Annotated in this window: 20 protein-coding genes and 1 tRNA gene; 7 read left to right on the top strand and 14 right to left on the bottom strand. The window is 70.6% G+C overall.

Annotated elements, in window-relative coordinates:
• Nucleotides 1–82: 82 nt before the first annotated feature.
• Nucleotides 83–754 carry a TetR family transcriptional regulator gene (locus tag ACP15J_RS07665; RefSeq protein ID WP_424936417.1) on the top strand — a complete coding sequence of 224 codons (672 nt, stop codon included), beginning with the start codon at nt 83–85 and terminating at the stop codon, nt 752–754.
• Between the two features lie 165 nt (nt 755–919).
• A complete protein-coding gene (locus tag ACP15J_RS07660; RefSeq protein WP_424936416.1) occupies nt 920–2,152 on the top strand; it encodes an acyl-CoA dehydrogenase family protein in 1,233 nt (410 codons plus the stop codon).
• A gap of 27 nt (nt 2,153–2,179) precedes the next feature.
• Here the strand turns inward: ACP15J_RS07660 and ACP15J_RS07655 are convergent, their stop codons facing one another.
• Nucleotides 2,180–2,662 (bottom strand): hypothetical protein, encoded by a 483-nt coding sequence (locus ACP15J_RS07655; protein WP_424936415.1) that lies wholly within the window; start codon nt 2,660–2,662, stop codon nt 2,180–2,182.
• Nucleotides 2,663–2,719: 57 nt separating this feature from the next.
• On the opposite strand from ACP15J_RS07655, the gene ACP15J_RS07650 reads away from it, so the two are divergent.
• Together ACP15J_RS07650 and ACP15J_RS07645 are read left to right on the top strand one after the other, a co-directional pair.
• On the top strand, nt 2,720–4,171 hold the full coding sequence (locus tag ACP15J_RS07650; protein ID WP_424936414.1) for a phytoene desaturase family protein: 1,452 nt from the start codon (nt 2,720–2,722) through the stop codon (nt 4,169–4,171).
• Nucleotides 4,172–4,226: 55 nt separating this feature from the next.
• Nucleotides 4,227–5,270, top strand: coding sequence for an ATP-dependent DNA ligase (locus tag ACP15J_RS07645; RefSeq protein WP_424936413.1), 1,044 nt, complete (start codon nt 4,227–4,229; stop codon nt 5,268–5,270).
• Between the two features lie 42 nt (nt 5,271–5,312).
• Here the strand turns inward: ACP15J_RS07645 and ligD are convergent, their stop codons facing one another.
• Nucleotides 5,313–6,389, bottom strand: coding sequence for a non-homologous end-joining DNA ligase (gene ligD / locus ACP15J_RS07640; RefSeq protein ID WP_424936412.1), 1,077 nt, complete (start codon nt 6,387–6,389; stop codon nt 5,313–5,315).
• A 118-nt stretch (nt 6,390–6,507) separates the two neighbouring features.
• Nucleotides 6,508–7,398 (bottom strand): LysR family transcriptional regulator ArgP, encoded by an 891-nt coding sequence (locus tag ACP15J_RS07635; RefSeq protein ID WP_424936411.1) that lies wholly within the window; start codon nt 7,396–7,398, stop codon nt 6,508–6,510.
• Between the two features lie 71 nt (nt 7,399–7,469).
• On the opposite strand from ACP15J_RS07635, the gene ACP15J_RS07630 reads away from it, so the two are divergent.
• Nucleotides 7,470–8,192, top strand: a complete 723-nt coding sequence (locus ACP15J_RS07630; RefSeq protein ID WP_424936410.1) for a LysE/ArgO family amino acid transporter — start codon at nt 7,470–7,472, stop codon at nt 8,190–8,192.
• Nucleotides 8,193–8,348: 156 nt separating this feature from the next.
• Here the strand turns inward: ACP15J_RS07630 and rplA are convergent, their stop codons facing one another.
• From rplA to ACP15J_RS07605, 5 genes are all read right to left on the bottom strand, one after another.
• On the bottom strand, nt 8,349–9,038 hold the full coding sequence (rplA, locus tag ACP15J_RS07625) for a 50S ribosomal protein L1 (protein ID WP_424936409.1): 690 nt from the start codon (nt 9,036–9,038) through the stop codon (nt 8,349–8,351).
• 11 nt (nt 9,039–9,049) lie between these two features.
• Complete coding sequence (rplK, locus tag ACP15J_RS07620) at nt 9,050–9,481, bottom strand: 50S ribosomal protein L11 (protein ID WP_424936408.1); 432 nt, start codon at nt 9,479–9,481, stop codon at nt 9,050–9,052.
• A 244-nt stretch (nt 9,482–9,725) separates the two neighbouring features.
• Nucleotides 9,726–10,733: a transcription termination/antitermination protein NusG gene (nusG, locus tag ACP15J_RS07615; RefSeq protein ID WP_424936407.1), complete on the bottom strand. Its 1,008-nt coding sequence runs from the start codon at nt 10,731–10,733 to the stop codon at nt 9,726–9,728.
• 41 nt (nt 10,734–10,774) lie between these two features.
• The gene (gene secE, locus ACP15J_RS07610; protein ID WP_197220661.1) at nt 10,775–11,050 is read right to left on the bottom strand and encodes a preprotein translocase subunit SecE; all 276 of its coding nucleotides are present in this window, start codon (nt 11,048–11,050) and stop codon (nt 10,775–10,777) included.
• Between the two features lie 40 nt (nt 11,051–11,090).
• Nucleotides 11,091–11,163 (bottom strand) — tRNA-Trp (locus tag ACP15J_RS07605).
• 260 nt (nt 11,164–11,423) lie between these two features.
• Here ACP15J_RS07605 and ACP15J_RS07600 point away from each other — a divergent pair.
• Together ACP15J_RS07600 and ACP15J_RS07595 are read left to right on the top strand one after the other, a co-directional pair.
• Nucleotides 11,424–13,250, top strand: a complete 1,827-nt coding sequence (locus ACP15J_RS07600; protein WP_424936406.1) for an HSP90 family protein — start codon at nt 11,424–11,426, stop codon at nt 13,248–13,250.
• 52 nt (nt 13,251–13,302) lie between these two features.
• On the top strand, nt 13,303–16,098 hold the full coding sequence (locus tag ACP15J_RS07595; RefSeq protein WP_424936405.1) for a hypothetical protein: 2,796 nt from the start codon (nt 13,303–13,305) through the stop codon (nt 16,096–16,098).
• Between the two features lie 10 nt (nt 16,099–16,108).
• Here the strand turns inward: ACP15J_RS07595 and poxB are convergent, their stop codons facing one another.
• The 6 genes from poxB to ACP15J_RS07565 form a co-directional block, all read right to left on the bottom strand.
• Nucleotides 16,109–17,833 carry a ubiquinone-dependent pyruvate dehydrogenase gene (gene poxB / locus ACP15J_RS07590; RefSeq protein WP_424936404.1) on the bottom strand — a complete coding sequence of 575 codons (1,725 nt, stop codon included), beginning with the start codon at nt 17,831–17,833 and terminating at the stop codon, nt 16,109–16,111.
• 204 nt (nt 17,834–18,037) lie between these two features.
• Nucleotides 18,038–19,399, bottom strand: a complete 1,362-nt coding sequence (locus ACP15J_RS07585) for an NAD-dependent succinate-semialdehyde dehydrogenase (RefSeq protein WP_424936403.1) — start codon at nt 19,397–19,399, stop codon at nt 18,038–18,040.
• Nucleotides 19,400–19,446: 47 nt separating this feature from the next.
• Complete coding sequence (locus ACP15J_RS07580) at nt 19,447–20,916, bottom strand: NAD-dependent succinate-semialdehyde dehydrogenase (protein WP_424936402.1); 1,470 nt, start codon at nt 20,914–20,916, stop codon at nt 19,447–19,449.
• A 24-nt stretch (nt 20,917–20,940) separates the two neighbouring features.
• Nucleotides 20,941–22,488 (bottom strand): APC family permease, encoded by a 1,548-nt coding sequence (locus ACP15J_RS07575; RefSeq protein ID WP_424936401.1) that lies wholly within the window; start codon nt 22,486–22,488, stop codon nt 20,941–20,943.
• 7 nt (nt 22,489–22,495) lie between these two features.
• A complete protein-coding gene (locus ACP15J_RS07570) occupies nt 22,496–23,383 on the bottom strand; it encodes a universal stress protein (RefSeq protein ID WP_424936400.1) in 888 nt (295 codons plus the stop codon).
• Nucleotides 23,380–24,738, bottom strand: coding sequence for a flavin monoamine oxidase family protein (locus ACP15J_RS07565; protein WP_424980912.1), 1,359 nt, complete (start codon nt 24,736–24,738; stop codon nt 23,380–23,382). Before ACP15J_RS07565 ends, ACP15J_RS07570 begins: the two co-directional genes overlap by 4 nt.
• Between the last annotated feature and the right edge of the window lie 4 nt (nt 24,739–24,742).

The following is a 24,742-nucleotide window of genomic DNA, read 5'->3' as shown; positions in this document are numbered from 1 at the left end:
GCGGACGCACGAAGCTCACACCGACGCAGGGGACGCAGGCCCCCGCATCGGCTGCACGTGCGCGGGACTAGGCTCTCGTCCTATGACAGAGCACGCCGACGTGTCCGCCGCACGCACCGCCGTGGTCGCCGCCGCCCTCGACCTCTTCGCCACGCACGGCTTCGACGCGACGTCGGTCGAGCAGATCGCCAAGGCCGCGGGAATCTCACGCTCCACCTTCTTCCGGCAGTTCGGCGGCAAGGACGACGTCGTGTTCGCCGACCACGAGGAGCTGCTCACCGCCCTGCGGGACTACCTCGATCGTCCGCACCCGAATCCCTGGGCGGCCGTGTGCGAGGCGTCCGTCATGGTGTTCCGGCGTTTTGCCGACGACCCGCAGCTCGCACGTCGCCGCTACGAGGTGGTCCGCAAGGAGCCGGTCCTCCGCGACCGCGAGATCGTCACCGTCTTCCGATACGAACGCCTCTTCGACGACTACCTGCGCCGGTCTCTCCCCGGCATGGACCCCCTCGACGCCGTCGGCTTCGCCGCTCACGTCACCGCCGCGCACAACCACGTGCTCCGCCGCCTCCTCCGTGGCGGGCGGGTTCCCGTGACGGTGCTGCGCCGGGCCCTGGATGACGTGATGCGACGCTTCGCCGTGCATCCCGACACGGCGACAGCGCCCGAGGACGATGCCATGGTCGTCGCCGTCTTCCCCCGCTCGATGCCCATGGCGGAGATCACCCGGCGCCTGCGCGAGGATCTCGGCTAGCCACGGCACAGCACGCGGGGCGCCTGCCACCGAAACCGCCCTTCGCCGAGGCCGCCGGTCGCAGCCTCATCCGCGCAGAGACGACCCGTTCCCCTGCAGGAACCCGCACGGCGGTACGCTGTCCCGGAGAACGTGAGACTGGGTCTCATATCGGATGGAGCCCCCATGAGCAGCGCAACACCATTTCCCGGCGAGAGCGTCACGTCCTACGACGTCACGGGCCGGCAGGACACCGACTACTACGCCGTCTTCGCCGACGTCTCCGACGCCGACCGCGCGGCGTGGGATCGGGCCCGCGCCTACGTCGACGAGATCGCCCCCCGCATGGCCGACGCCTGGGACCGCGCGGAGTACCCGCTCGACGCCGCACGCCGGATGGGCGACTGTGATCTCGTCGTGGACGGCGTCGATCACCCCGCGCTCACGCGCCTCTCCCCACTCGCCGCAGGCCTGGTGAACATGGAGATCTCCCGCGGTGACGGCTCGCTCGGCACCATCCTCGCCGTGCAGGGAGGACTCGCCCTGCGCACCCTCGCGCTCTTCGGCAGCAGCGCACAGCAGGACCGCTGGCTGAAGCCGATCGCCGAGGCCACCGTCCTCGCCTCGTTCGCGCTCACCGAGCCCGACCACGGCTCGGACTCGGTCTCGCTCGAGACGACGGCGCGACGCGAAGGCGATGAGTGGATCATCCGCGGCGCGAAGAAGTGGATCGGCAACGGCGCCTCCGGCGGCATCACGTTCGTCTGGGCGCGCGTCGACGACGACGGGACACCGGAGCACGGCGCCGTCCGCTGCTTCCTCGTCGAGCAGGAGACTTCGGGCTACGTGGCCACGGTCATCGCCGGCAAGGCCTCGCTCCGCGGCATCCACCAGGCACACATCCGTCTCGAGGACGTGCGCGTCCCGCTCGAGGCCGTGCTCCCGGGGACCCGGAGCTTCAAGGACGCCTCGACGGTGCTCTATGCGACCCGCTCCGGTGTGGCCTGGTCGGCGCTGGGTCACGCCACCGCCTGCTACGAGGCGGCCCTCGCCTACGCCACGCAGCGCATCCAGTTCGGCAAGCCGCTCGCGAAGTTCCAGATGGTCCAGGAGCGACTCGCGCAGATGCTGGAGGACCTGACCTCGATGCAGCTCTTCTGTCGGCGGATGGCCGATCTCGACGCCGCCGGCGAGCTGCGCCCCACACAGGCGTCTCTCGCGAAGTTCCACAACACCCGCACCGCCCGGCGCATCGCCGCCACCGCGCGCGATCTGCTCGGCGGCAACGGCATCCTGCTCGAGAACGGGGTGATGCAGCACATGGCCGACATCGAGGCGATCCACACCTACGAGGGCACCGAGAGCATGCAGGCTCTCCTGCTCGGACGTGACATCACCGGGATGAGCGCCTTCGTCTGAGCCGCGCTCCGGCGAGACGCCGTCCGGTCAGTCGCAGGCGCACCCACCGGACGGCGTCTTCACCATGAAGCACACGTCGCAGACGCCGTAGTCCCGCTCGGCCGGCTTCGGCGTCCGCGGCGTCGGCCTCGGCCTGCTCGCGCCCCGGCCGCTGGCCGTACGCCTGACCGCCGGCGCATCGGGGAGCGCACTGGGATGGGTGACGTAGAAGTACGGCGGGCGGCCCTCGCTCGGGGCGAGCGACAGCGCGCGACCGCCCACGAGGATCGACTCGTCTTCGGCGAAACCGTTGGTGTACGTCTTCCCGATGTGCAGCGCTGCCCCGTCCCCGCGACGGATCGCCTCGATGTAGCGACCGCGGTCGATGAAGGTGCTGATTCCGACCGCGTCCGCGATCGCGGTGATGAGGTCATGGTTCTCGGCGGGGACGCGATGTGCGCGCAGCGCCTCCGCGAGCGACTTGTAGGGACGGGAGGTGCCGGTGGGAGTGGGGCCCTGGACTTCGTTCATCCCCTCCAGGATCCCACGCGTCCGCCGGCTCCGCATCCGCCGTGCGAGACTGGCCGCATGCCCCGCGCCACCGTCATCGGGAGCGGCCCGAACGGTCTCGCCGCGGCCGTGTCCCTCGCCCGTGCCGGCTTTGCCGTCCAGGTCCTGGAGGCAGCCGACGCGATCGGCGGCGGCGTGCGCAGCGAGGAGTCGACGCTGCCCGGCTTCGTGCACGACGTCTGCGCCGCCGTCCACCCGGCCGCGTATTCGTCTCCGTTCTTCCGCGCCTTCGGACGAGACCGGATCGAGTGGATCATGCCGGAGGCGGCATATGCGCACCCCCTTGACGGCGGGCGAGCGGCGATCGCCTGGCGAGACGTGGAGCGGACCGCCGATGCGCTCGGCCAGGACGGCCGCGCCTGGCGCGCGCTGCTACGGCCGCTGAGCTCGCGCATCGAGGGCGTGCTCGACCTCACCGGCGGATCGCTGCTGCGCCTCCCCCACGATCCGGTCTCCGCCGTCCGCTTCGGTCTGCGGATGCTTGAGCAGGGCACGCCGCTGGCCGCCCGGACGTTCCGCACCCCGGAGGCCGCGGCGCTGGTGGCCGGTGTCGTCGCGCATGCCAACACCGCGCTGCCCTCGCTCAGCGCGGCCGCTGCCGGCCTCCTGCTCATGGCTCAGGCGCACGCGGGCGGCTGGCCGTACCCCCGCGGCGGTGCGCAGCGGATCGCCGACGCTCTCGCCGACGACCTGCGCGCACACGGCGGCGCGATCCACACCGGCGTTCCGGTGCACGACCTGTCGAGGCTGGACTGGGGGACGCCCGGCCACGGAGATGTGCTGGTCCTGAACACCTCGCCCCGACTCGCGCTGACGATGCCCGATGTCCCGCCGTCCTATGCCCGGGCGATCCGCGCCTATCGGTACGGCGCGGCGGCGGCGAAGGTCGACTTCGCCCTCGACGGCCCCGTGCCGTGGACGAATCCCGAGGTCGCTCTCGCTCCGACTGTGCACGTCGGAGGAACGAGGGAGGAGATCTGGGCGAGCGAGAACGCCGTCGCACAGGGACGAGTCTCCGAGCGCCCCTACGTGCTCGCCGTCCAGCCCTCGGTGCTCGACGACAGCCGCGCTCCCTCGGGAGGCCACGTGCTGTGGGCCTACATCCACGCGCCCGCAGACGCAGGCATCGACGCGACCGCGCTCGTCACCGCCCAGATCGAGCGGTTCGCCCCCGGGTTCCGTGACCGGATCCTCGCGCATCACGCGGTGCGCCCCCGTGACCGTGTTCGCCTCAATCCCGCCGAGATCGGCGGGGACATCTTCGGCGGCGCCTTCACGATGCGTCAGGCAGTGGCACGACCGGTCCTCTCCCGCGCCCCCTGGCGCACTCCGATGCCGGGCGTGTACCTGGCGTCCGCCGCCACGCCGCCGGGGCCGGGGGTGAACGGCATGGCCGGGTGGCATGCCGCGCGCACCGTGCTCGAGGACGCCGGGGAGCGCGTGGGGCTCGCCGACCTGTTCGCCCCCTGAGGCGCCACCCCGTTCGCCTCTGGCCCGCCGGCGCGGCGGACGCCAGGATGGATCCATGCGCTACGAGATCCCCGCACCCATGCTCGCCAAGGCGGCGACGGCCGTCCCCGATCCGGCGAAGGTCGAAGGCGGACTGCTGTTCGAACCGAAGTGGGACGGCTTCCGCGGCCTCCTCGCCTGGGACGGCGACGAGGTGGAGATCGGCTCGCGGGGCGCGAAGCCGCTCACCCGGTACTTCCCCGAGCTCGTGGACGCTGTCCCCCGCCTCCTCCCTCGTCCGTGCTTCCTCGACGGGGAGATCGTGGTGGCGACCGGCGTGCCGGGATCGCAGCGCCTGGACTGGGAGGCGCTGAGCCAGCGCATCCACCCTGCCGAATCGCGGGTGCAGCGTCTGGCCACGGAGACGCCCGCGATGTTCATCGCCTTCGACCTCCTCGCCGACGGCGAGGAGGATCTCCGCGAGCGTCCGTTCGCCGAGCGTCGCGCACGTCTGGAGGCGCTCCTGGCCGGCGCCGCCCATCCGCTGCACCTCACGCGCACGACCGAGGACCCGCGACTGGCATCCCGATGGCTGGCGGAGTTCGAGGGCGCCGGGCTCGACGGGATCGTCGCAAAACCGCTCGCGCACCCCTACGCGCCGGGCAAGCGCACGCTCCTGAAGGTCAAGCACGCGCGTACGGCCGACGTCGTCGCGCTCGGCTACCGGGTGCACAAGAGCGGATCCGGTGTCGGCTCGCTCCTGGTGGGTCTGTACGGCGACGACGGCGTTCTGCGGCAGGTCGGCGGCGTGGCGGCGTGGAGTGACGCGATGCGGCAGCAGCTGGTCGAGGATCTGGCGCCCCTCGTGGAACGGGACGAGACCGGGGCGGCGGTCACCGGGGAGGGCGAGCGCTCCCGCTTCAGCGGCGGCAAGGACGTCTCGTTCGTCCGTCTGCGCCCCGAACGCGTGCTCGAGGTCCGTTACGACCAGCTGGAGGGCTGGCGGTTCCGGCACACCGTCCAGTTCGCCCGGTGGCGGGAGGACAGAGAGCCCCGCTCGTGCACGTACGAGCAGTTGGAGACCGTCGCCGGCTACGACCTCGCCGACGTCATCGACTGACCGGGTTTCCACCGGCCGATCGGGAGTCTCGACGGAAGCGGATCAGGGACCGACCGGCTCGCCGTTCTCATCCCAGTTCGCGGCGACCTTCTTGCTCGGCTGCACGCGCGGCGGCTCCCCCGGCATCTTCGGGAACTCGGGAGGGAAGGGCAGCTCGCCCAGCCCGTCCGCCACGTCCCGCTCCCACCACTCCAGCAGCGCGTCGATCCGGCCCGCACTCCGGGACATGTGCGCCCAGGGATCGCCGACCTCCTCAAGGCGCCGCGGGATCGTGCGGACCGTGAACCGGTGGGGATCGAGATCGTCCAGCTCCTCCCAGGCGATGGGGGTGGATACGGTCGCCCCGGGAAGCGCGCGGGGGCTGTAGGCGCCGGCCATGGTCCTGTCCCGGTTGGCCTGGTTGAAGTCGACGAAGACGCGCTCGCCGCGTTCCTCTTTCCACCAGTTCGTCGTCACACGATCCGGCATTCGTCGTTCGAGCTCGCGCCCGGCCGCGATCACCGCGTGCCGCACGACGAGGAACTCGTGCTCGGGGACGATCGGGCAGAACACATGCAGGCCACGGTTGCCGCTCGTCTTGATGAATGCATCGAGCCCTGCCTCCCGCAGCACGGACCGCAGCTCGTGCGCGGCGACGATCGCGTCCGCGATCCCGGTCCCCGGCTGCGGGTCGAGGTCGATGCGCAGCTCGACGGGGTTGTCTGTGTCGTCTGCGACCGAAGCCCAGGGATGGAAGACGACCGTGTTCATCTGCACGGCCCAGACCACGGCCGCGGCCTCGGTGAGGACGAGCTGCGGATGACGACGCCCGCTGTTGTAGGTGACCATGACGTTCTCGACGTAGTCCGGCGTCCCCTTCGGCGGGTTCTTCGAGAAGAAGCTCTCGCCGCCGATCCCGTCGCGGAAACGCTCCAGGGAGACGGGACGGTGGCCGTTGGCCGCGAGGAACGGGACGGAGACGGCCTGCACGTACTCGGCGAGCTCGGCCTTGGTGATCGGCGTCCCTGCGCCTGGCCCCTTCTCCGGCGCCGGCCAGATCGCCCGGTTCGGGTTGGACAGGTCGATCTCCCGGTCGCCCGCGGGGCCGGGCACGGTCAGCGTGATGCGCTCAGAGGCCATGCCACGACCCTATGGCGCGCAGCCACGCGGCACCAGGGAGGCTCGGGGCGATCCGCGGCGATCCGCCATCGATGCACGACGGTTCACACGGTTCGCCCCGGCACCGCATCCGGTTCGCTCAGCCGAGCACGCGGGACGCCTCGGCACGAATCTCGGCCGCGATCGCGTCCAGGAGGGCAGAGCGCAGGTTCCACTGCTGCCAGAACAGCGGGACCGCGGTCTCGGCCTCGTCGAGACGCACCAGCCGCCCCGTCGCGAGCGCCGCCTCGGCCTGCATCACCGGCAACAGCCCCCAGCCGAGCCCGAGCTCGACGGCCGCCGCGAAGTCGGCGGAGGCGGGTACGTAGTGCCGCGGAACCGTCCAGGAGTCGACACCTCGCGCACGGAGCCAGTCGTGCTGCAGGAGGTCGCGACGGTCGAAGTCGACGAAGGGCGCGATCGACAGCGCCTCGGCGGTGACCCCGGCGGGGAACCAACGCTCCATGGCGACGGCGGTCGTCACCGCGACGTAGCGCAGCGCGCCGAGGGGCTCCGCCCTGCAGCCGCCGACCGGCTCCGCCTCGGAGGTGACGGCGGCCATCACCGTGCCGGACTCGAGCAGCCGGGCTGTGAAGTTCTGGTCGTCCCGGTGCAGGTCGAACTCCACCTCATGGCGTTCCGCGAGACGGGACAGCGGCGCGAGGAACCAGGTAGCCATCGAGTCCGCGTTGACCCCGAGCGGCACCCGGATCCGCACGCCTTCGGACTCGCCCGCGAGACCGAAGCCGGCCACGGCGTCACGTTCGAGCAGCGCGACCTGCCGCCCGAACCGGGCCACCGCCTCTCCTGCCTCGGTCGCGCGCACGGGCCTGCTGCGCACGAGCAGGATGCGGCCGAGCTGCTGCTCGAGAGTCTTGACCCGCTGGCTCACCGCGGACGGCGTGAGCGACAGCCGGCGGGCGGCCAAGTCGAAGCTGCCCTCGTCGAGCACGGTCGCGATCGTCCGCGCGAAGTCCGGATCCAGCTGCACATAAGCGATCCTAAATTCACATAAGAAGACTTCGCTGGAGGTGAAGGCAAAGACATCTCTATCCTCGGAGGATGCTCACGCTCCTCGCCGGCCTCGGGCTCATGTTCTCGCTCATCGTCGCCGTGGGCGCGCAGAACGTGTATGTGCTCCGCCAGGGGCTGCGCCAAGAGCACGTGCTGCCCGTGGTGCTGATCTGCGCGACCTCCGACGCGATGCTCGTGCTCGTCGGCACCGCCGGCCTCGGCTACGTCGTCTCGTCACTGCCGTGGCTCATCGTGGTCGCGCGCTGGGCGGGCGCGGTCTCGCTCATCCTCTACGGAGTCCTCGCCGCCCGGCGAGCGTGGAAGGCGGATGGCGAGGCGCTCCTCGCCGACGCCTCCCCGGCGCACGCGGGCTCTGCTCTCGGAGGGAGCGCTCCGTCTCCGGCGGAAGACGTCCCGGCGGAGGTCCAGGGCGAGCGCGCAGGGACCGGGCGCGCCGCCACGCTCACGCGCAGCCCGCTCGCGCCGGTGGTCCTCGCCACCCTCGCCTTCACCTGGCTCAACCCCAACGTCTATCTGGACACCGTGCTTCTGATCGGCTCCATCGCGGCGACGCACGGCGAGCAGCGCTGGCTGTTCGCCGGCGGCGCGATCCTCGCGAGCATCGTATGGTTCTTCGGTCTGGGGTTCGGCGCGCGCCACCTCGGGCGCTGGCTGCGCACCCCGCGTGCATGGCGGATCCTCGACACGGCCATCGCCGCGATCCTGGTCGTGATGGGCGTCAGCCTGCTCCTGCCCGTCTTTCTCGGCTGACTCCCCTGCCCTCGGTCACTCCCGTCGCGAGGTCTGTCGCCACAGGGTCCGGAAGGCGACAGATCCAGCGACGGGAACGAGGAGCCGCCGTCGAAGAAAGATGCAAAGACGAAGGCCCCCGCCGAAGCGGGGGCCTTCGTGACGTGAGCGTCAGGCTCAGATGGCGTTGACATCCAGCGGGATGCCGGGGCCGAACGTGGTCGACACGGCACCCTTCTGGATGTAGCGCCCCTTGGAGCTCGACGGCTTCAGCCGCACGATCTCCTCGAGCGCGGCGGCGAGGTTCTGGTCGAGCTGCTCAGCCGAGAACGAGGCCTTGCCCACGACGAAGTGCACGTTGGCGTGCTTGTCGACGCGGAACTCGATCTTTCCGCCCTTGATCTCCTCGACGGCCTTGGCCGGGTTCGGGGTCACGGTGCCGGTCTTCGGGTTCGGCATCAGACCGCGGGGGCCGAGAACCTTGCCGAGTCGGCCGACCTGGCCCATGAGCTCCGGGGTGGAGACAGCCGCGTCGAACGCGGTCCAGCCGCCGGCGACCTTCTCGATGAGCTCGGCGCCGCCGACCTCATCGGCGCCCGCCGCGATCGCCGCCTCGGCCGCGGGGCCGGTCGCGAACACGATGACGCGGGCGGTCTTGCCCGTGCCATGCGGGAGGATGACGGTGCCGCGCACCATCTGGTCGGCCTTACGAGGGTCGACCGAGAGCTTCAACGCGACCTCGACGGTCGAGTCGAACTTCGCCGAGCCGGTCTCCTTCGCGAGGGCGACAGCCTCGGTCGGGGTGTAGAAGCGGTCCGCCTCGATCTTCGCGGCGGCGTTCTTGTAAGCCTTGGACTTGGTAGCCATCGTTATCTCCCTCAGTCCTCGACCGTGATGCCCATGGAACGGGCGGTCCCGGCGATGATCTTCGACGCGGAGTCGAGGTCGTTCGCGTTCAGGTCGGCCTGCTTGGTCTCGGCGATCTGGCGGATCTGATCCTTCGTGATCTTTCCGACCTTGACCGTGTGCGGCGTAGCGGAGCCCTTCTGCAGACCCGCGGCCTTCTTGATGAGCTCGGCGGCCGGCGGGGTCTTCAGGATGAAGGTGAAGCTGCGGTCCTCGTAGACGGTGATCTCGACGGGGATGACGTTCCCGCGCTGCGACTCCGTCGCGGCGTTGTACGCCTTGCAGAACTCCATGATGTTGACGCCATGCTGACCGAGCGCGGGGCCGATCGGCGGCGCCGGGTTGGCGGCGCCGGCGTTGATCTGAAGCTTGATCAGGCCGGTCACCTTCTTCTTCGGTGCCATTTCTCTTCCTTTCTCGAGCGGATGCCGTGTGCAGCCGCTCTCCCGCGGACCCGGCGGTTCCGGGACGCGGTGGGGTTCGCGGACATGCCGAAAGCACGCCGCAAACCACCCGAGTCTACCTCATGGATCCCGCTCATGCCGCTCAGCCAGAGGGATCGCTGGGACACGAGGAACAGCGGGACGCACCGGGACGCGAAAGCCCTGCCGGACACGCCGACAGGGCTTTCGCGGACCCGCTGCGGGATCAGATCATCTTGGTGACCTGGTCGAACGACAGCTCGACCGGGGTCTCGCGCTCGAACAGCGAGACGAGGACCGTGAGCTTGCCGCTCTCCGGCTTGATCTCGGAGATGGATCCGGGAAGGCCGGCGAACGAGCCCTCCTTGATCGTGATGGTCTCGCCGACCTCGAAGTCGATCTCGGCGGCGAGCGGACGGGCCACCGCCGTGCCCCCCTTGGCCGCGACGGCCTTGGCCGTGGGCACGTCCTTGACCTCGACGAGCGACTTCAGCATGTTGAAGGCCTCTTCGAAACGGAGCGGCGTCGGGTTGTGGGCGTTGCCGACGAAGCCGGTGACGCCGGGAGTGTGGCGGACGACCGACCAGGTGTCCTCGTTGAGCTCCATGCGCACGAGCACGTAGCCCGGGATCCGGACGCGCGTGACCATCTTGCGCTGGCCGTTCTTGATCTCGACGACGTCCTCCATCGGGACCTCGACCTGATAGATGTCGTCCTCCACCTCGAGCGTCGACTTGCGCTGCTCGATGTTGGCCTTCACCTTGCGCTCGAAGCCGGCGTAGGAGTGGATGACGTACCACTTGCCCGGAAGCATGCGCAGGTCAAGGCGGAACGCCTCGTAGGGGTCCTCCTCGGACGCCCCTTCGTCGTCGGCCTCGCCGTTCACGTCCGGGCCGTCGTAGGGAGCGACCTCGTCAGCGGTCGAGGCCTCCAGATCGGCGGCCTCCTCGGCCACCGCGTCGTTCAGGACCTCGGCTGCGGCTTCGGACTCCGCCGCCTCGTCCAGGTTGAGAGCGTCGTTCACGATCGCGTCCGCCTCCGGGTCTTCGATGTCGATGTCTTCGTCCATGTCCTCGATCTCGCCGTCGCCCTCGATGTGCAGAGCGACCTGCTCGGCGGCGGTGACGGCGCGCTCCTCCTCGGAGAGGACGCTGCCCTCCTGGGCCTCGTCCTCCTCGCTGGACTGCTCTGCGGCGGTGGCCCAGTCGGCGTCGTCGGTGAATCGTTCAGACACTTGCTCCACTTTCGGTCAGGTTCGGCGCTTCGGCCGCGGGGTCACGCAGACTTCCCGGGAACCCCGAAGACTTGCGTCGTCAGCCACGAGAACACCAGGTCGAGCCCGTAGACGAGACCCATCATCACCACGACGAACCCCAGGACGACAAGGGTGTACTTGACGAGTTCCTTGCGCGTCGGCGTGACGACCTTGCGGAGTTCGGCGATCACCTGGCGGAAGAAGAGCGCGATCCGTCCGAAGAAGCCCAGCCTCTTGCCCGGGCTCCCCCCGCCGTTCGCTGCGGAGACCACAGCGTCCGATGCGTCCTGAACCATCCTCAATGTACCTTTCGTGTGTCAGCGACGAGCTGACGCGCAGGGCGGACAGGAATCGAACCTGCAACCTGCGGTTTTGGAGACCGCTGCTCTGCCAATTGAGCTACCGCCCTAGAGACCCGGGGGCCTCCGCCCGCCTTCTTCCGCCACCCGGTCGCTGACCAGGGCACGGCGAAAGAATGCAGACATCTACTGCTCGACCAGTGTACGGCATGCTCCGCCCCGGGTCGAAACGGTCTGCGCCCCGATGGTTTCCCGGGCGCGTCCAAGAGGTTCGTGGGCAGGCGAGAGCGGAGTTGTTAGGCTCGGCACGCGGACTCCAGCACCATCCTGTTGCAGAGGACAGAGGAAGAGTGCGCGGGAGGGAGCGATGATGAGCGCGGACGAGCAGCAGTTCCAGGTCGATCTGCGAGGCGTCGTCGACCTCCTCAGCCGCCATATCTACTCCAGCCCGCGCGTCTACCTGCGCGAGCTCCTGCAGAACGCGAGAGACGCGATCGCCGCACGCGCTGAGGTGGACGGCGGCGGCGGCCGCATCCGCATCCTCCCGCTCACCGAGGAGCGCGAGGAGTTCGTCCTCACCGATGACGGAGTGGGCCTCACCGCCGCCGAGGTCGCCGATCTCCTCGCCACGGTGGGCCGCAGCTCCAAGCGCGACATCTTCGACCTCCCCCGCAGCGACTACCTCGGCCAGTTCGGCATCGGTCTGCTGTCCTGCTTCATGGTCGCGGACGAGATCGTCATCCGCTCCCGCAGCGCCCGTGGCGGCGCGCCGGTGGAGTGGATCGGATCGGCGAGCGGCACCTTCCGCGTCCGCGAGCTCGACGGAGACCTTCCCATCGGGACGAGCGTCCACCTCACTCCGCGCTTCGACCAGGGCGACCTCCTGCGCACCGAGGCGGTGCGCGAGCTCGCGACCGTCTTCGCCGAGTTCCTCCCCGTGGAGGTGGAGCTCGAGCTTCCCTCCGGCTCGACGGCGACGATCACCCGTTCCGCACCCTTCCTCTCGGCGCACGACGCCCCGGAGGACGCTCTCCAGTACGGCAGGGACCTGCTCGGCGCAGCCCCGCTCGACATGATCGAGCTCTCCGAGCCGGGGACGGGGACGCAGGGCATCGCCTACGTCCTTCCGTTCGCGCCGCCTCCGGGCGCCCGCCAGGCCACGCGGATGTACCTCGGACGGATGCTGCTCTCCGAGCGCGCCGACGACGTCCTCCCCGACTGGGCGTTCTTCGTGCGCGCCGTCGTGGACTCCACCGCGCTCTCCCCCACCGCGAGCCGCGAGTCGCTCGTCGAGGACGCGGCGCTCGCCCACGTGCGCGAGCAGCTCGGGGCGGGGATCCGACGATGGGTGCTGGAGCTCGGGCTACGCGAGCCCCATCGGCTCGCGCAGTTCGTCGCCGTGCACGAGGTCGGCCTGAAGTCACTCATCCGGCACGACGAGGAGCTGGCCCGCTTCATCACCCGATGGCTGACCGTGGAGACCACCCGCGGGACGATGACGGTGGGCGACCTCGTGGAGCGCTTCCCCCAGATCCGGTACGCCGAGAGCGTGGACGAATTCCGCCAGGTCGCCGGGATCGGGAGGAGCGACCAGATCCTCGTCAACGGCGGCTACCTCTACGACGCGGATCTCCTCAGGCACCTGCCCGACCTCTACCCTGCTGTATCCGTCGAGCGCGTGGACGTCGTGGGCGAGCTCGACCGTCTCGACCCCCCGCCGCTGGACGACCGTGCCGCCGCGCTCGCCCTCGAGGAGCGCGCCGGCGGGGTCCTGGCGGAGATCGGCTGCGCGGTCGTCGTCCGCACGATCGACCAGCCCGAGCTCCCCGCCCTCTACGTCGCCGATCCCGCCGTGCTGCGTCGGATCGACCGCACGCGCACGAAGGGGATCACCGGAGCGCTGTGGGGCGGCGTGCTCGACCGCATCGACGACGTGGCAGGCCTCGGGCGCGAGAGCGATGACCTCGCCGCACGACTGTGCCTGAACTGGTCGAACCGCGTGGTGCGCGCCCTCCGCGACGTCACCGACGACGCGGTCTTCGCGCGCACCGTGCAGCTGCTGTACATCCAGGCTCTGCTGGCCGGACATCGCCCGCTGGGCGACGCCGACCGCGCCCTCATGACCGGGGCCCTCGCCGACCTCGTCGCCCTCTCGGCCGGGATCCCCATCCATCCGCTGCCGCCGCTGGCTGACTGAGCACCCCTGCCCTCGTCCCGTCGCCGCCTCCGACACCCCCAAGGAGACCCGCATGCCTCGCCCGAAGAAGCGCTTCGCCCAGCTGATCGAGGAGATCGATCGCACACCCTGGGGGCCGCACGAGCAGAACCTCGTGAACGAGGCGGTCGCGCTGGCCGTGGAGATCGGGGACGAGCAGCTGGAGTATCAGGCCAGGATGCGGCAGACCGCCTCGGCCAACATGGGCGGACTCACCGACCTGATGCTCAACTCGTTCGCCTGGTGCCTCGCCCGGCATGACGCGGACCCCGCCCGCTTCCCCGCCGACATCGAGAACGGCGCCGCCGACCTCCTCTGGCAGTTCAAGTGGATGGCGTCCTCGCTGCGATCCTCGCCCGCGTTCGCCCCGGAGCAGATCAGCGCGGTGCTCGATGACATGGAGTCGCACTACCGGGCCGCGGGTCTCGGCATGAGCGGGGTGCTGATGGCGCGTTTCGAGGACGCGCACGCGGCAGGGCGCCTCGATGACGCCGAGCGGCTGCGCGTCCGGCTGGAGGCGACCCCGCGCGACTCGCACAGCCACTGCGACGCCTGCGGCCGGAGCCAGATCGCCGGGTTCTTCGCGGAGACCGGGCGCGAGCCGGAGGCGATCCGTCTCGTCGAGGAGATGATCGAGGGCGGATACTCCTGCGGCGAGGAGCCGGAGCACGCGCTCTCGATCTCTCTCATCCCCTATCTGCACGAGGAGAAGCCGGAGGAGGCGAAGGCCGCGCACCTGCGCAGCTACCGCCTGTCCAAAGACAACCCGGACATGCTCGGCACGATCGCCCGCAACATCGTCTTCTGCGCGATCACCGGCAACGAGGCACGAGCGATCACGCTCGTCGAGCGGCACATCGGATGGCTCGCGCACGACCGCCTCAACGTCCGGGCACACTTCTCGATGCTGACCGCAATCGGGACGACCCTCGACCGCGTGACCGCGGCCGGTCACGGCGATGCCCCCGTGCGCGGGGCCGACGCCCCCGAGCTCGTCCCTTTCTTCGGACCGCACGAGGGGCCGTGGACCGCGACGGAGCTCGCCGTCTCGTCGTGGGCGGCGGCGGAGCGCCTCGGCAAGGGCTTCGACGAGCGCGACGGCTCCGACAACCACGCCCGTCGCCTCGCCGACGCCCGTGCGCTCGCGACCGAGAACTTCGTCGTCCCGATCCGCACCGACGTGCTGCCCGCCACTGCGCCGGACACCACTCCCACCGACGCCGACGGCTGGTACCGCCGGACGATCGCGCTCGCCGCGTTCGGCGCGGCGCACGAGACCCTGGAGGCTCTGCCCCACGCGATCGACGGGGTCGACCTGCGCCGACGGGTGATCCTCACGGGTCAGCGCCTGGCCGCGCTCGCGCATCTCGACCGCACCGAGGAGGCCCTGGCGCTGCTCCCCGACCGTCTGCGAACCCTCCGCGAAGCCGGCGACGACGAGCAGGCTGCCGTGGAGGAGCGGTTCGGGCTCGCCATGTTCGGCGAGGCGACCCCGGAGGAGGATCAGGAGCTCCGCCTGGCCTATGCCGACTCGGCGGGCCTTCCCGATTCCGTCCGCGGCGACATGGCGCTGACCCTTGCGACCCATCGCATCGGCGACGACCCGGACGCGGCCCTCGAGCTCGCCGAGCAGGCGGCCCGACATTTCGCCGCCGCCGACGACCCGCGGATGGTCTGGGGAACGGTGTTCGCCGCGATCGGGGCGCTGCTGCAGAAGGACGACACCGACGCGGTCCTCGTCCAGGTCGAGCGTCTGCTCTCCGATCCCGACGCCCACGCCGGCATCCGCGCCCGCGCCTTGGAGGTGCGCGCCCGGATCCGGGGCGGCCGCGAGGAGTTCGCCGCGGGCGCCGCAGACGCCGACGAGCTCAGCCGCCTCCTCGCCGAGCTCGGGGGTCGCCGCGCCCTCGCCAACGCGCAGCTGCTCGCAGGAGCGCTCTGGGAGGACGCGGGCGAGCCGGAGCAGGCCCTGGCTCGCTATCGCGTCACCGCGCGCCTCGCCGAGCAGGAAGGCGGCGACGTGGCTGGCGCGAAGTACCGCGTCGGCCGGGCGATGCTCGCCGCCGGCGACGGGGCGGAGGCCGCCGAGGTGTTCGGCGACGTGCTGAAGCTGGAGGAGGAGGCCGAGGTCTCCTCGGGAAGCCGGGCGATGACGGTCTCGATGCTCGCCCGCGCGCTGCGCGCCTCGGAGGAGTACGGCCAGGCCTACGGCGCGTTCGGCTACGCCGCGGAACTGTTCGGCGAGGCGCAGGCGCCCGCGGACCAGGCGATGGCGATGCTGGAGCAGGCGCGCCTGCTCGGACAGTTCGGCGAGCAGGACGAGGCGGTGGAGACGCTCGAGGCGGCGGCCGGGCTGGTCCGCACCGCCCCCGACGCGCTGGGCGCGGTCGTCGAGGTGCTGCACAACCTCGGCCAGGCCTACGGCGCGAAGCAGGACGAGCGCGCCTTCGCGCTCTTCGACGAGGTCGAGCGCCTCGCGGCGGAGAACGAGGCGTCGTGGCTGCTCGCCGACGTGACCGACTCTCGGGCGCGGGCCTACGCCGCCATGGACCGTGTCGACGAGGCGGTCTCGGCCGCCCTCACGGCATCGGACGGATATGCGGCGGCCGGAGACGCGCAGTCCGCCGGGAGCGCCGCGCTCCTCGCCGCCCGCGTGCTCGGCGGCAACGGGCGCGACGAGGACGCGATCGCGGCCTACCGTGCGGTCCTGGAGCAGGCGGAGCAGGTCCCGCCGCTCCGACAGATCGCCGCGCTCGAGCTCGGTGACGTCCTGGAGCGGCAGGGTCGCGCCGCCGAGGCCGCCCAGGTTCGCGCACTCGCCGAGGACTGACCCGGCCGGCTCAGAAGAGCTGGCGCCAGTTCGCCTTCGCCAGGTCGAGCAGCTCGTCGCCCCGCCCCGACAGGACCGTGCGGATGGCGTAGAGCGCGAACCCCTTGACCTGCTCCGCGGTGACGTTCGGCGGCATCGACAGCTCCTGCCGCTCGGTGACGACGTCGAGGAGGGCGGGGCCGTCGTGCGCGAGCACCTCGCGCAACGCGCCGGGGAGGTCCTCTGACCGCTCCACCCGGCGCGCGAAGAGCCCCATCGCCTGCGCGACGGCCGCGAAGTCGGGGTTCGTGAGGCCGGTCCCGTAGTTGACGAAGCCCGCCGCCTTCATCTCCAGTTCCACGAAGTTGAGGGAGGAGTTGTTCACCACGATCGTCTTCACCGGCAGCTCGTTCTGCGTCAGCGTGATCAGCTCGCCGAGCATCATCGTCAGCCCTCCGTCGCCGGCGAGAGCGACCACCTGTCGCTCCGGCTCAGCCGCCTGTGCGCCGATCCCATGCAGCAGGGCGTTCGCCATGGACCCGTGGGTGAAGGAGCCGATCAGGCGGCGCCGGCCGTTCATGCTCAGGTACCGCGCCGCCCAGACCGTCGGGGAGCCGACGTCCGCGGTGAACACCGCGTCGTCCGCGGCGGCCTCGTCGAGCAGGCGGGCGAGATACTGCGGATGAATGGGCGCAGAACCGCGCGAGGGCACGGCGAGCTCGTCGAGCTTCGCCCGCGTCCTCCGGTAGTGCGCGGTGGCGTCCTCCAGGTGGGCGCGATCCCGCCCCGCGCGCAGCCGCGGCAGCAGAGCCTCCGCCGTGGCCCCGACGTCTCCGACCAGCCCGAGGTCGAGCGGGTGCCGGCGGCCCAGCTGCTCGCCGCGGATGTCGACCTGGATCGTCGTGGCCGACGCCGGGTAGAACTGGGGATACGGGAAGTCCGAGCCGAGCACGAGCAGCGCGTCGGCGCCCTCCATCGCCCGATAGCCGGAGGCGAAGCCGAGAAGCCCCGTCATCCCGACGTCGAACGGGTTGTCGTACTCCACGAACTCCTTGCCCCGGAGAGCATGCACGATCGGAGCGGCCAGCCGGTCGGCGAGCGCGAGGAGCGGCTCGTGCGCGCCCTGCGCACCCGCGCCGGCCAGGATGGTGACGCGCCCGGCGCCGTTGAGGAGCGTCGCGGCCTTCTCCAGCTCCTCCGCGCTCGGGACGACGACGGGGCGGGCTCGTTCGAGGACCGTCACGCGCGGAGCCCTGACCTCGGCGAGCGCGACGTCGCCGGGGATGACGAGGACTGCGACGCCGCGACGCTCGATCGCCGTCCGCATCGCGATCTCCAGCAGCCGCGGCATCTGCCCGGGGTCGGCGACGTACTCGACGTACACGCTCGACTCCCGGAACAGCTCCTGCGGGTGCGTCTCCTGGAAGTAGGCGGTGCCGATCTCGCTCGTCGGGATGTGCGCCGCGATGGCGAGAACCGGGACCCGTGAGCGGTTGGCGTCGTAGAGCCCGTTGACGAGGTGCAGGTTGCCCGGCCCGCAGGACCCGGCGACGACGGCGAGGTCGCCGGTGAGGGCGGCCTCGGCGGCGGCCGCGAACGCCGCCGACTCCTCGTGGCGTACATGGACCCAGCGGATCCCGCCGTCCTTGCGCAGCGCATCGGTGAATCCGTTGAGCGAGTCCCCCGGGATCCCGTAGACGCGCTTCACCCCGTTCGCACGGAGAGTCTGGACGATGTTCTCGGCGACGGTGGTCATGGCATCCTCTCGCGAAGGGACCGGTCCTTCGAGGCTACCCCTTGCCGTGCACGGGAGAGGGCTCTCGTCCCGGAGGGGCAGCCGGCCCGAGGCGACGAAGGTCGCCTGTCTCTGATGACGTCCCTCCGATCCCCCCGCGCCGTCCCCTGACACAGAAAGCCCGGCATCGCCCGCGGCGCGGGCGATGCCGGGCTTGCGGAGGGCTCAGCCCACGCGGACGAGCTTCTTGTTCACGAACTCCTCCGCGGCGAGCAGGCCCATCTCGCGCGAGGTGCCGCTGCGCTTGACCCCGCCGAACGGCAGCTCAGGACTGTCGGCGAGCACGACGTTCACATAGACCATGCCCGCCTCGAGACGATTCGCGACGCGCTCCGCCTGGACAGGATCCGTGGTGAACACGTATGAGCCGAGGCCGAAGGACGTGTCGTTCGCGAGCGCCACTGCGGCGTCCTCGTCGGCGACACGGTAGACGGTCCCGGCGGGGCCGAAGAGCTCCTCCCGGTAGACGTCCATCTCCGAGGTCACGTCGGCGAGCACGGTGGGCGCGAAGAAAGCGCCCTCGCGGGTGCCGCCCGTGAGCAGGGTCGCACCTTGCGCCACGGCGGCGTCGATCTGCTCCTGCAGGCGCTCGGCCGCGGCCAGAGAGGAGAGCGGCCCCAGAAGCGTGTCCTCCTGCATGGGGTCGGATGCCTTGACCGCGGCGAGCGCAGCGACGAACCTCTCCACGAACGCGTCGTACAGGGCGTCCACCACGATGAAGCGCTTGGCTCCGTTGCAGGACTGGCCGTTGTTGTCCAGACGCGCGTCGACCGCGGCCTGCACGGTCGCGTCCAGGTCGTCGGTGGAGAGGAGGATGAACGGATCGGATCCGCCGAGCTCGAGCGCCACCTTCTTGAGGTTGCGTCCCGCGACCTCGGCGACGGCGGCGCCGGCCCGCTCCGAGCCGGTCACCGAGACGCCCTGGACGCGAGGGTCGGCGATGACTGCGGCGGACTGCTCGTTGGTCGCGTAGACGTTGACGTAGCCGCCCTCGGGGAGTCCCGCCGCGCGGTAGATCTCCTCGAGCAGCGCCGCCGACTCCGGACACTGCGGCGCGTGCTTGAGGATGATCGTGTTGCCCAGCGCCAGGTTCGGCGCGGCGAAACGAGCGACCTGGTAGGCCGGGAAGTTCCACGGCATGATGCCGAAGAGCGCTCCGAGCGGTGCACGACGGATCACCGCGGTGCCCTCGCCGAGGATCTCCAGCGGCTGGTCGGCGGTGATCCGCTCCGCGTTGTCCGCGTAGAACTCCACGATGTCCGCGGCGAAGTCGACCTCTCCCCGCGCCGCCGCGAGCGGCTTGCCCATCTCTCGCACCATGATCTCGGCGAACTCCTCGCGGCGCTCACGGTGCAGCTCGGCGATGCGGCGGATCACGGCCGCCCGCTCGGCGACCGGGGTCCGCCCCCAGGAGGCCGCGGCGGTGTGCGCACGGGCGACCGCGTCGTCGATCTGCGCGTCGGTGAAGGTGTCGTAGGTGGCCACGGTCTCGCCCGTGGCCGGATTGACGACGGCGTACTCGGTCATGTCGGAGTCCTCTCGGTTGGCTGCTGGTGGTGGACGGAGCTGCGTGGTCAGTCCGTGGGGATCAGCGTGTACTTCGTGGAGAGGAACTCATGGATCCCCTCGAATCCGCCCTCGCGTCCGACCCCGGACTGCTTGACCCCTCCGAACGGCGCCGCGGCGTTGGACACGACCCCGACGTTGAGGCCCATCATGCCCGTCTCGAGCGCGTCGATCATCCGGTGCCCCCGGGCGAGGTCCTCGGTGAACACGTACGAGACCAGGCCGTACTCGGTGTCGTTGGCCAGCCGCACGGCCTCCGCCTCGTCGGCGAAAGTGGCGATCGCGAGCACCGGTCCGAAGATCTCCTCGCGCAGGATGGCACTGCCGGCCACGACGTCCGTCAGGACCGTGGGCTCGTAGAACGTCCCCACGCCGTCGACGGCGTTGCCGCCGGCGAGCAGCCTGGCTCCGCGGTCCACCGCGTCGCCGACCAGCTCGCCCGCCTTCGCCACGGCGTCCGCGTCGATGAGCGGGCCGATGGCCACGCCCTCCTCGGTGCCCCGGCCGACCTTCATCGCCTCGACACGGGCGGACACCCGGCGAGCGAACTCGTCGGCGACGTCACGGTGCACGATGAACCGGTTGGCCGCCGTGCAGGCCTGTCCGATGTTGCGGAACTTCGCCGCCAGCGCACCCTCGACCGCCTTGTCCAGGTCGGCGTCCTCGAAGACGACGAACGGCGCGTTCCCGCCGAGCTCCATCGAGACCCGCAGCACGCCCTCGGCTGCCTGCGCGATGAGCCGACGACCCACCTCGGTCGACCCGGTGAACGAGAGCTTCCGCAACCGCGGGTCCGCGATGATCGGCCCGGACAGCGCACCGGAGCGGGAGGTCGGGACGACGTTCACGACACCGGCGGGGAGTCCTGCCTCCTCCAGAAGCGTGGCGAAGAACATCGTCGTCAGCGGCGTCAGCGCCGGCGGCTTGATGATCACGGTGCAGCCGGCCGCGAGCGCGGGAGCGATCTTCCGCGTCGCCATGGCGAACGGGAAGTTCCACGGCGTGATGAAGAACGACGGTCCCACCGGCCGCTGCGAGACGACCATGCGTCCCGTGCCCTCCGGATTGAGCCCGTAGCGTCCCGAGATCCGCACGGCCTCCTCACTGAACCAGCGCAGGAACTCGCCGCCGTAGACGACCTCGCCGCGTGCCTCGGCGAGGGGCTTGCCCATCTCCAGGGTCATCAGGAGCGCCAGGTCCTCCTTATGGGCCTGGACGAGGTCGAAGGCCCTGCGGAGGATGTCGCTGCGGGTGCGCGGAGGGGTCGCCGCCCAGGCGTCCTGCGCGGCGACCGCGGCGTCGAGCGCACGCAGGCCGTCCTCCGGCGTGGCGTCCGCGATCGTGCGGATCACCGCGCCGGTCGCGGGGTCCTGCACGTCGAACGTGCGCTCCGCCGTGGTCCACTGCCCGCCGATGAACAGTCCGGTGGGGACGCGGTCGAGGAGCTCCTGCTCGTTCGGGGCGATCTGCGTGGTCATGGCATCTCTTTCTCTGGAGGTCGGTCAGGAGCGACGAGCCCTGGCGCTGGGCGGCGCGTCGGTGCCGAGGATCGTGCCGCGGAAGAACGCGGGCTCGCGGACGGCCTGGACGATCATCAGCACGATGCCGATCGCGATCACGGCGATGCCGAGCACGAACACGAGGCCGACGCCGAAGATCTCCGAGCCGCTGCCGTATGCCGGGTCCATCGTGTCGATGAGCGTCGTGACGAAGAGCACTCCGAGGATCACCCCGCCCACGAGCGGGAACAGGAGCTTGAAGAAGACGTCCCGCACGGAGTCGAACCACTGGTGCCGGAAGTACCAGACACAGGCGAACGCGGTGAGGCCGTAGTAGAAGCAGATCAGCATGCCGAGGGCGAGGATCGTGTCCCACAGCGTGTTCTCGCTGACGAAGCGCATGACCGCGTAGAAGACGCTCGTGACGATCGCGGCGACGATCGTGGCGTAGCCGGGGCTGAAGAAGCGCGGGTGCACGCTGCCGAACCTCTTCGGCAGCGCGCCGTAGTGGCCCATCGCGAGCAGCGTCCGCGTAGGCGAGGCGAACGTCGCCTGGAGCGAGGAGGCGGAGCTGGTGAGCACGGCGAGCGAGACGAGGAAGCCGAGCGGGCCCATGATCGGGTTCGACAGGGCGAAGAAGACGTTCTCCTGGATGTCCGGGTTGCCCAGGCCGAGAGGTCCCTCTCCGACGCCGGCGAACATGATCATGGCGACGGCGAGCAGCAGGTAGAGGAAGACGATCGTGAGCACGACGATGGTCGCCGCACGTCCAGGCGTCTTCTCCGGGTCCTTCGTCTCCTCGTTCATCGTGAGGGTCAGGTCCCAGCCCCAGAAGATGAAGATCGACAGGGAGAGCCCTGCCACCGCGGCGGAGAAGGACGAGACCGCGAACGGGTTGAACCAGTTGGGGTCGAACGGGGTCGGGTCGAAGGCGTCGCCCGAGGCGGCCCGCACGATCGCCGTGATCGCGAAGACGACGAGGACGACGACCTGGAAGCCGACCAGCCAGTACTGCAGCTTCTCGGAGGTGCGCAGGTCGCGGTACGAGACCCAGGTCGCGGCGACCACGAACGCGAGGCAGACGGCCACGTTGATGAACGGGTTGCGCGTGAGCTCGGCGACGTCGCCGTTGCCGGTGATCTGACTGATGAGCAGGAAGAGGAAGTCGACCGCGATGCCCGCGAGGTTGGAGAGGACGAGGATCGTCGCCGCGACGAGCCCCCAGCCCGCCATCCATCCGATCCACGGGCCGAAGGCCCTGGTCGCCCACGTGAAGGAGGTCCCGGAGTCCGGCATCACGCGGTTGAGCTCGCGGTACCCGAAGGCGACGAGCAGCATCGGGATGAAACCGACGAGAATGATCGCAGGCACCTGCGTGCCCACCGCCGAGGCGGTCGGCCCCACCGCAGCGGTGAAGGTGTAGGCCGGTGCGACCGTGGAGACGCCGAGGACGACGGCGCCGATGAGGCCGAGCGTCCCCGCCGACAGGCCCTTCTGGGAGATGCCGGTGGTGACGGGGTCGGACACGACGGTGTGTGACTTCTCTGACATGGTGGCTTCAGTCTGTGGAGGTCCTGCGGCTGCGCGGGACGACGATCATGGGGACGGGCAGTTCGTGCAGCATCTTCGCCGCGGTGGAGCCGAGGAACAGACGACGAGGCTGGGCGAGCCGGCTGGAGCCGGCCAGGACGATCTCGCCGGGAAGCCAGGCGAGGTGGGCGACCGCGTCCTCCACGCTGTCCCCCGGGGCGTGCGCGGTCTCGACGGCGATCCCCTCCGGCAGCACGGCGCGTGCAGCGGCGAGGACGCCCTCGCCATGCGCAGCACCGACCTGGCGAAGCTCGCCGGTGTCGAGACCGGGGGGCGCGTCGAACGGCACGAGCGAGACGAGGCGCACGTCGCTGCGCGAGTCCGCTGCGAGCGCGGTGCCCTCCTCCAGCAGCGCCTCGGCGCCGGGGCGGGAGCCGACGGCGATCGTGATCCGACCGATCGGGAGGCGCAGGTCGACCGCCTGGGCGGTGCCGGCCGGCGCCAGGGCCACCGGGATCGTCGAGGAGTGCAGCAGCTCGGAGGCGACGCTCCCGAGCGTGTGCCGGCCGAAGAGGCCGCCTCGGGCCGTGCCGACGACGATCAGCCGCGCGCCGAACTCCTCACCGGCGGCGATCAGGCCCTCCGCGTAGGAGTCCGCGAAGCGGACGTGTCCGTGACGCTCCAGGTCGGAGGGCACCGAGGTCATCGCGTCCCGCAGCCACCTCTTTCCCTGTGCACGGAGATGGTCCTCGTAGGCACGCTCCGGTGCGACGGCGGCGCTCCTGGTCCCCTCGTAGGGCAGCACGATCACCAGGTGCAGGCTGGTGTCGAGCGCGCGGGCGAGCCTGGCGCCGAGGGCGACGGCATCGCCGCCCGCGTCCGTCGCCGTGTAGCCGACGACGACGGGGGCAGTCATGCCCGGCTCGCTTCCACGATCTGCGCGGCGGCGAGCCGGCCCATCCGGATCGCGCCGTCGACATGCTGATACCCGGCGCCGGCCATGTCGCTGCAGGCGAAGTGGATCGGGCCGACCGGCTCACGCAGGTCCTTCCCGTACCGGTGGAGTCCGCCCAGGTCGAAGCTGGCGGCGTAGGCTCCCCTGGTCCACTCCTCGCTCCCCCAGTCGCTCTCGTAGTAGACGACCGGGTCCTTGGCCTCGGGACCGTAGTAGTGCGAGAGCGACTCGAGGATGCGCTCCTTGCGTTCCTCGGCAGAGAGCTCGAACACGCCATCGGCGTTCTGATCGCTCACGAACCCGACGAGCGTCCCGCGCTCGTCGCCGTGGTTGGTGTTGTCGTAGGCCTCGTGCGAGATCTCGTACGGGCTGAACGCGGTCCCGGACAGGCCCTGCTCGCGCCAGAACGGGCGTTCGTAGACCGCGTGGACCTTGATCACGAAGCCCATCGAGAGGTGCTGGTGCAGCTGGTGCTGACGACGCGGGAGCGCCGGCACGAACGAGATGCGGCTGTAGAGCACGGGGGCGTGGGCGAGGATCGCGTAGCGCGCGCTGACGGTCACCGAATCGGTCGTGGCGATCACGCCGTTCTCGCCCCACTCGAGCGTGCGGACCGGCTGGTTCAGCAGCACGTCGTCGCCGAGACGCTCGGCCAGCAGCAGCGGCACCTGCTGGAGCCCGCCCACGACGCGCTTGTCGAGGATGAAGTCGGCGTCCACCAGATGCGAGTACGAGCCCGCCGACGCGGCCATGAGCAGCGACTGCAGGAGGGAGAAGGCGTGCGTGGGCTTGGTCAGCATCGCCGAGCCGGTGGCGAAGGCGAGGTTGCGGACGGCCTCGTCATCGTCGGTCTGCGCACGCAGCCATGCGTCCCAGGAGACCGCGTCCCACTCGGCGGCCTTGGGGTGCGCCCACGGGCGGTCGGGGTCGATCTCGGCGACCATCGCGTCCAGACGCTCGGTGACCTCGGCGATGACGCGCTCGGTCTCTGCCGACACGGGGAACATCTCCCCCGTGAAGCGCTTCGCCTGGCCGTCCGGGCCCACGTACACGCTGTCGCCCTCACGGTAGCGGCTGAACGTCTCAAGCCCGAGCTCGGAGATCGTCTGGATCAGCGCGTCCTGGTCGGGCGAGACCCACTGCCCGCCGATCTCGAGCATCGCGCCGTCGATGACGTCGGTCCACAGACGCCCGCCGACACGGTCCCGCGCCTCCAGGACGGCGACCGACAAGCCGGCCTTGCGCAGCTCGTTGGCGGCGGTGAGGCCCGCGGCGCCCGCGCCGATGACGACGACGTCGCGGCTGAGCTCCTGCATGTTC

The sequence above is a fragment of the Microbacterium sp. S308A+ genome (assembly GCF_049800815.1).
GTDB lineage: Bacteria > Actinomycetota > Actinomycetes > Actinomycetales > Microbacteriaceae > Microbacterium.
The sequence above is the reverse complement of the archived record's forward strand: the minus strand, read 5'-3'. Positions and strand labels throughout refer to the sequence as shown.

Bases quoted from the DNA above. Each gene is read 5' to 3' on its own strand.
- ACP15J_RS07665 (WP_424936417.1), top strand. From the start codon at position 83: ATGACAGAGCACGCCGACGTGTCCGCCGCACGCACCGCCGTGGTCGCC.
- ACP15J_RS07660 (WP_424936416.1), top strand. From the start codon at position 920: ATGAGCAGCGCAACACCATTTCCCGGCGAGAGCGTCACGTCCTACGAC.
- ACP15J_RS07655 (WP_424936415.1), bottom strand. From the start codon at position 2,662: ATGAACGAAGTCCAGGGCCCCACTCCCACCGGCACCTCCCGTCCCTAC.
- ACP15J_RS07650 (WP_424936414.1), top strand. From the start codon at position 2,720: ATGCCCCGCGCCACCGTCATCGGGAGCGGCCCGAACGGTCTCGCCGCG.
- ACP15J_RS07645 (WP_424936413.1), top strand. From the start codon at position 4,227: ATGCGCTACGAGATCCCCGCACCCATGCTCGCCAAGGCGGCGACGGCC.
- ligD (WP_424936412.1), bottom strand. From the start codon at position 6,389: ATGGCCTCTGAGCGCATCACGCTGACCGTGCCCGGCCCCGCGGGCGAC.
- ACP15J_RS07630 (WP_424936410.1), top strand. From the start codon at position 7,470: ATGCTCACGCTCCTCGCCGGCCTCGGGCTCATGTTCTCGCTCATCGTC.
- rplA (WP_424936409.1), bottom strand. From the start codon at position 9,038: ATGGCTACCAAGTCCAAGGCTTACAAGAACGCCGCCGCGAAGATCGAG.
- rplK (WP_424936408.1), bottom strand. From the start codon at position 9,481: ATGGCACCGAAGAAGAAGGTGACCGGCCTGATCAAGCTTCAGATCAAC.
- secE (WP_197220661.1), bottom strand. From the start codon at position 11,050: ATGGTTCAGGACGCATCGGACGCTGTGGTCTCCGCAGCGAACGGCGGG.
- ACP15J_RS07600 (WP_424936406.1), top strand. From the start codon at position 11,424: ATGAGCGCGGACGAGCAGCAGTTCCAGGTCGATCTGCGAGGCGTCGTC.
- ACP15J_RS07595 (WP_424936405.1), top strand. From the start codon at position 13,303: ATGCCTCGCCCGAAGAAGCGCTTCGCCCAGCTGATCGAGGAGATCGAT.
- poxB (WP_424936404.1), bottom strand. From the start codon at position 17,833: ATGACCACCGTCGCCGAGAACATCGTCCAGACTCTCCGTGCGAACGGG.
- ACP15J_RS07585 (WP_424936403.1), bottom strand. From the start codon at position 19,399: ATGACCGAGTACGCCGTCGTCAATCCGGCCACGGGCGAGACCGTGGCC.
- ACP15J_RS07580 (WP_424936402.1), bottom strand. From the start codon at position 20,916: ATGACCACGCAGATCGCCCCGAACGAGCAGGAGCTCCTCGACCGCGTC.
- ACP15J_RS07575 (WP_424936401.1), bottom strand. From the start codon at position 22,488: ATGTCAGAGAAGTCACACACCGTCGTGTCCGACCCCGTCACCACCGGC.
- ACP15J_RS07570 (WP_424936400.1), bottom strand. From the start codon at position 23,383: ATGACTGCCCCCGTCGTCGTCGGCTACACGGCGACGGACGCGGGCGGC.
- ACP15J_RS07565 (WP_424980912.1), bottom strand. From the start codon at position 24,738: ATGCAGGAGCTCAGCCGCGACGTCGTCGTCATCGGCGCGGGCGCCGCG.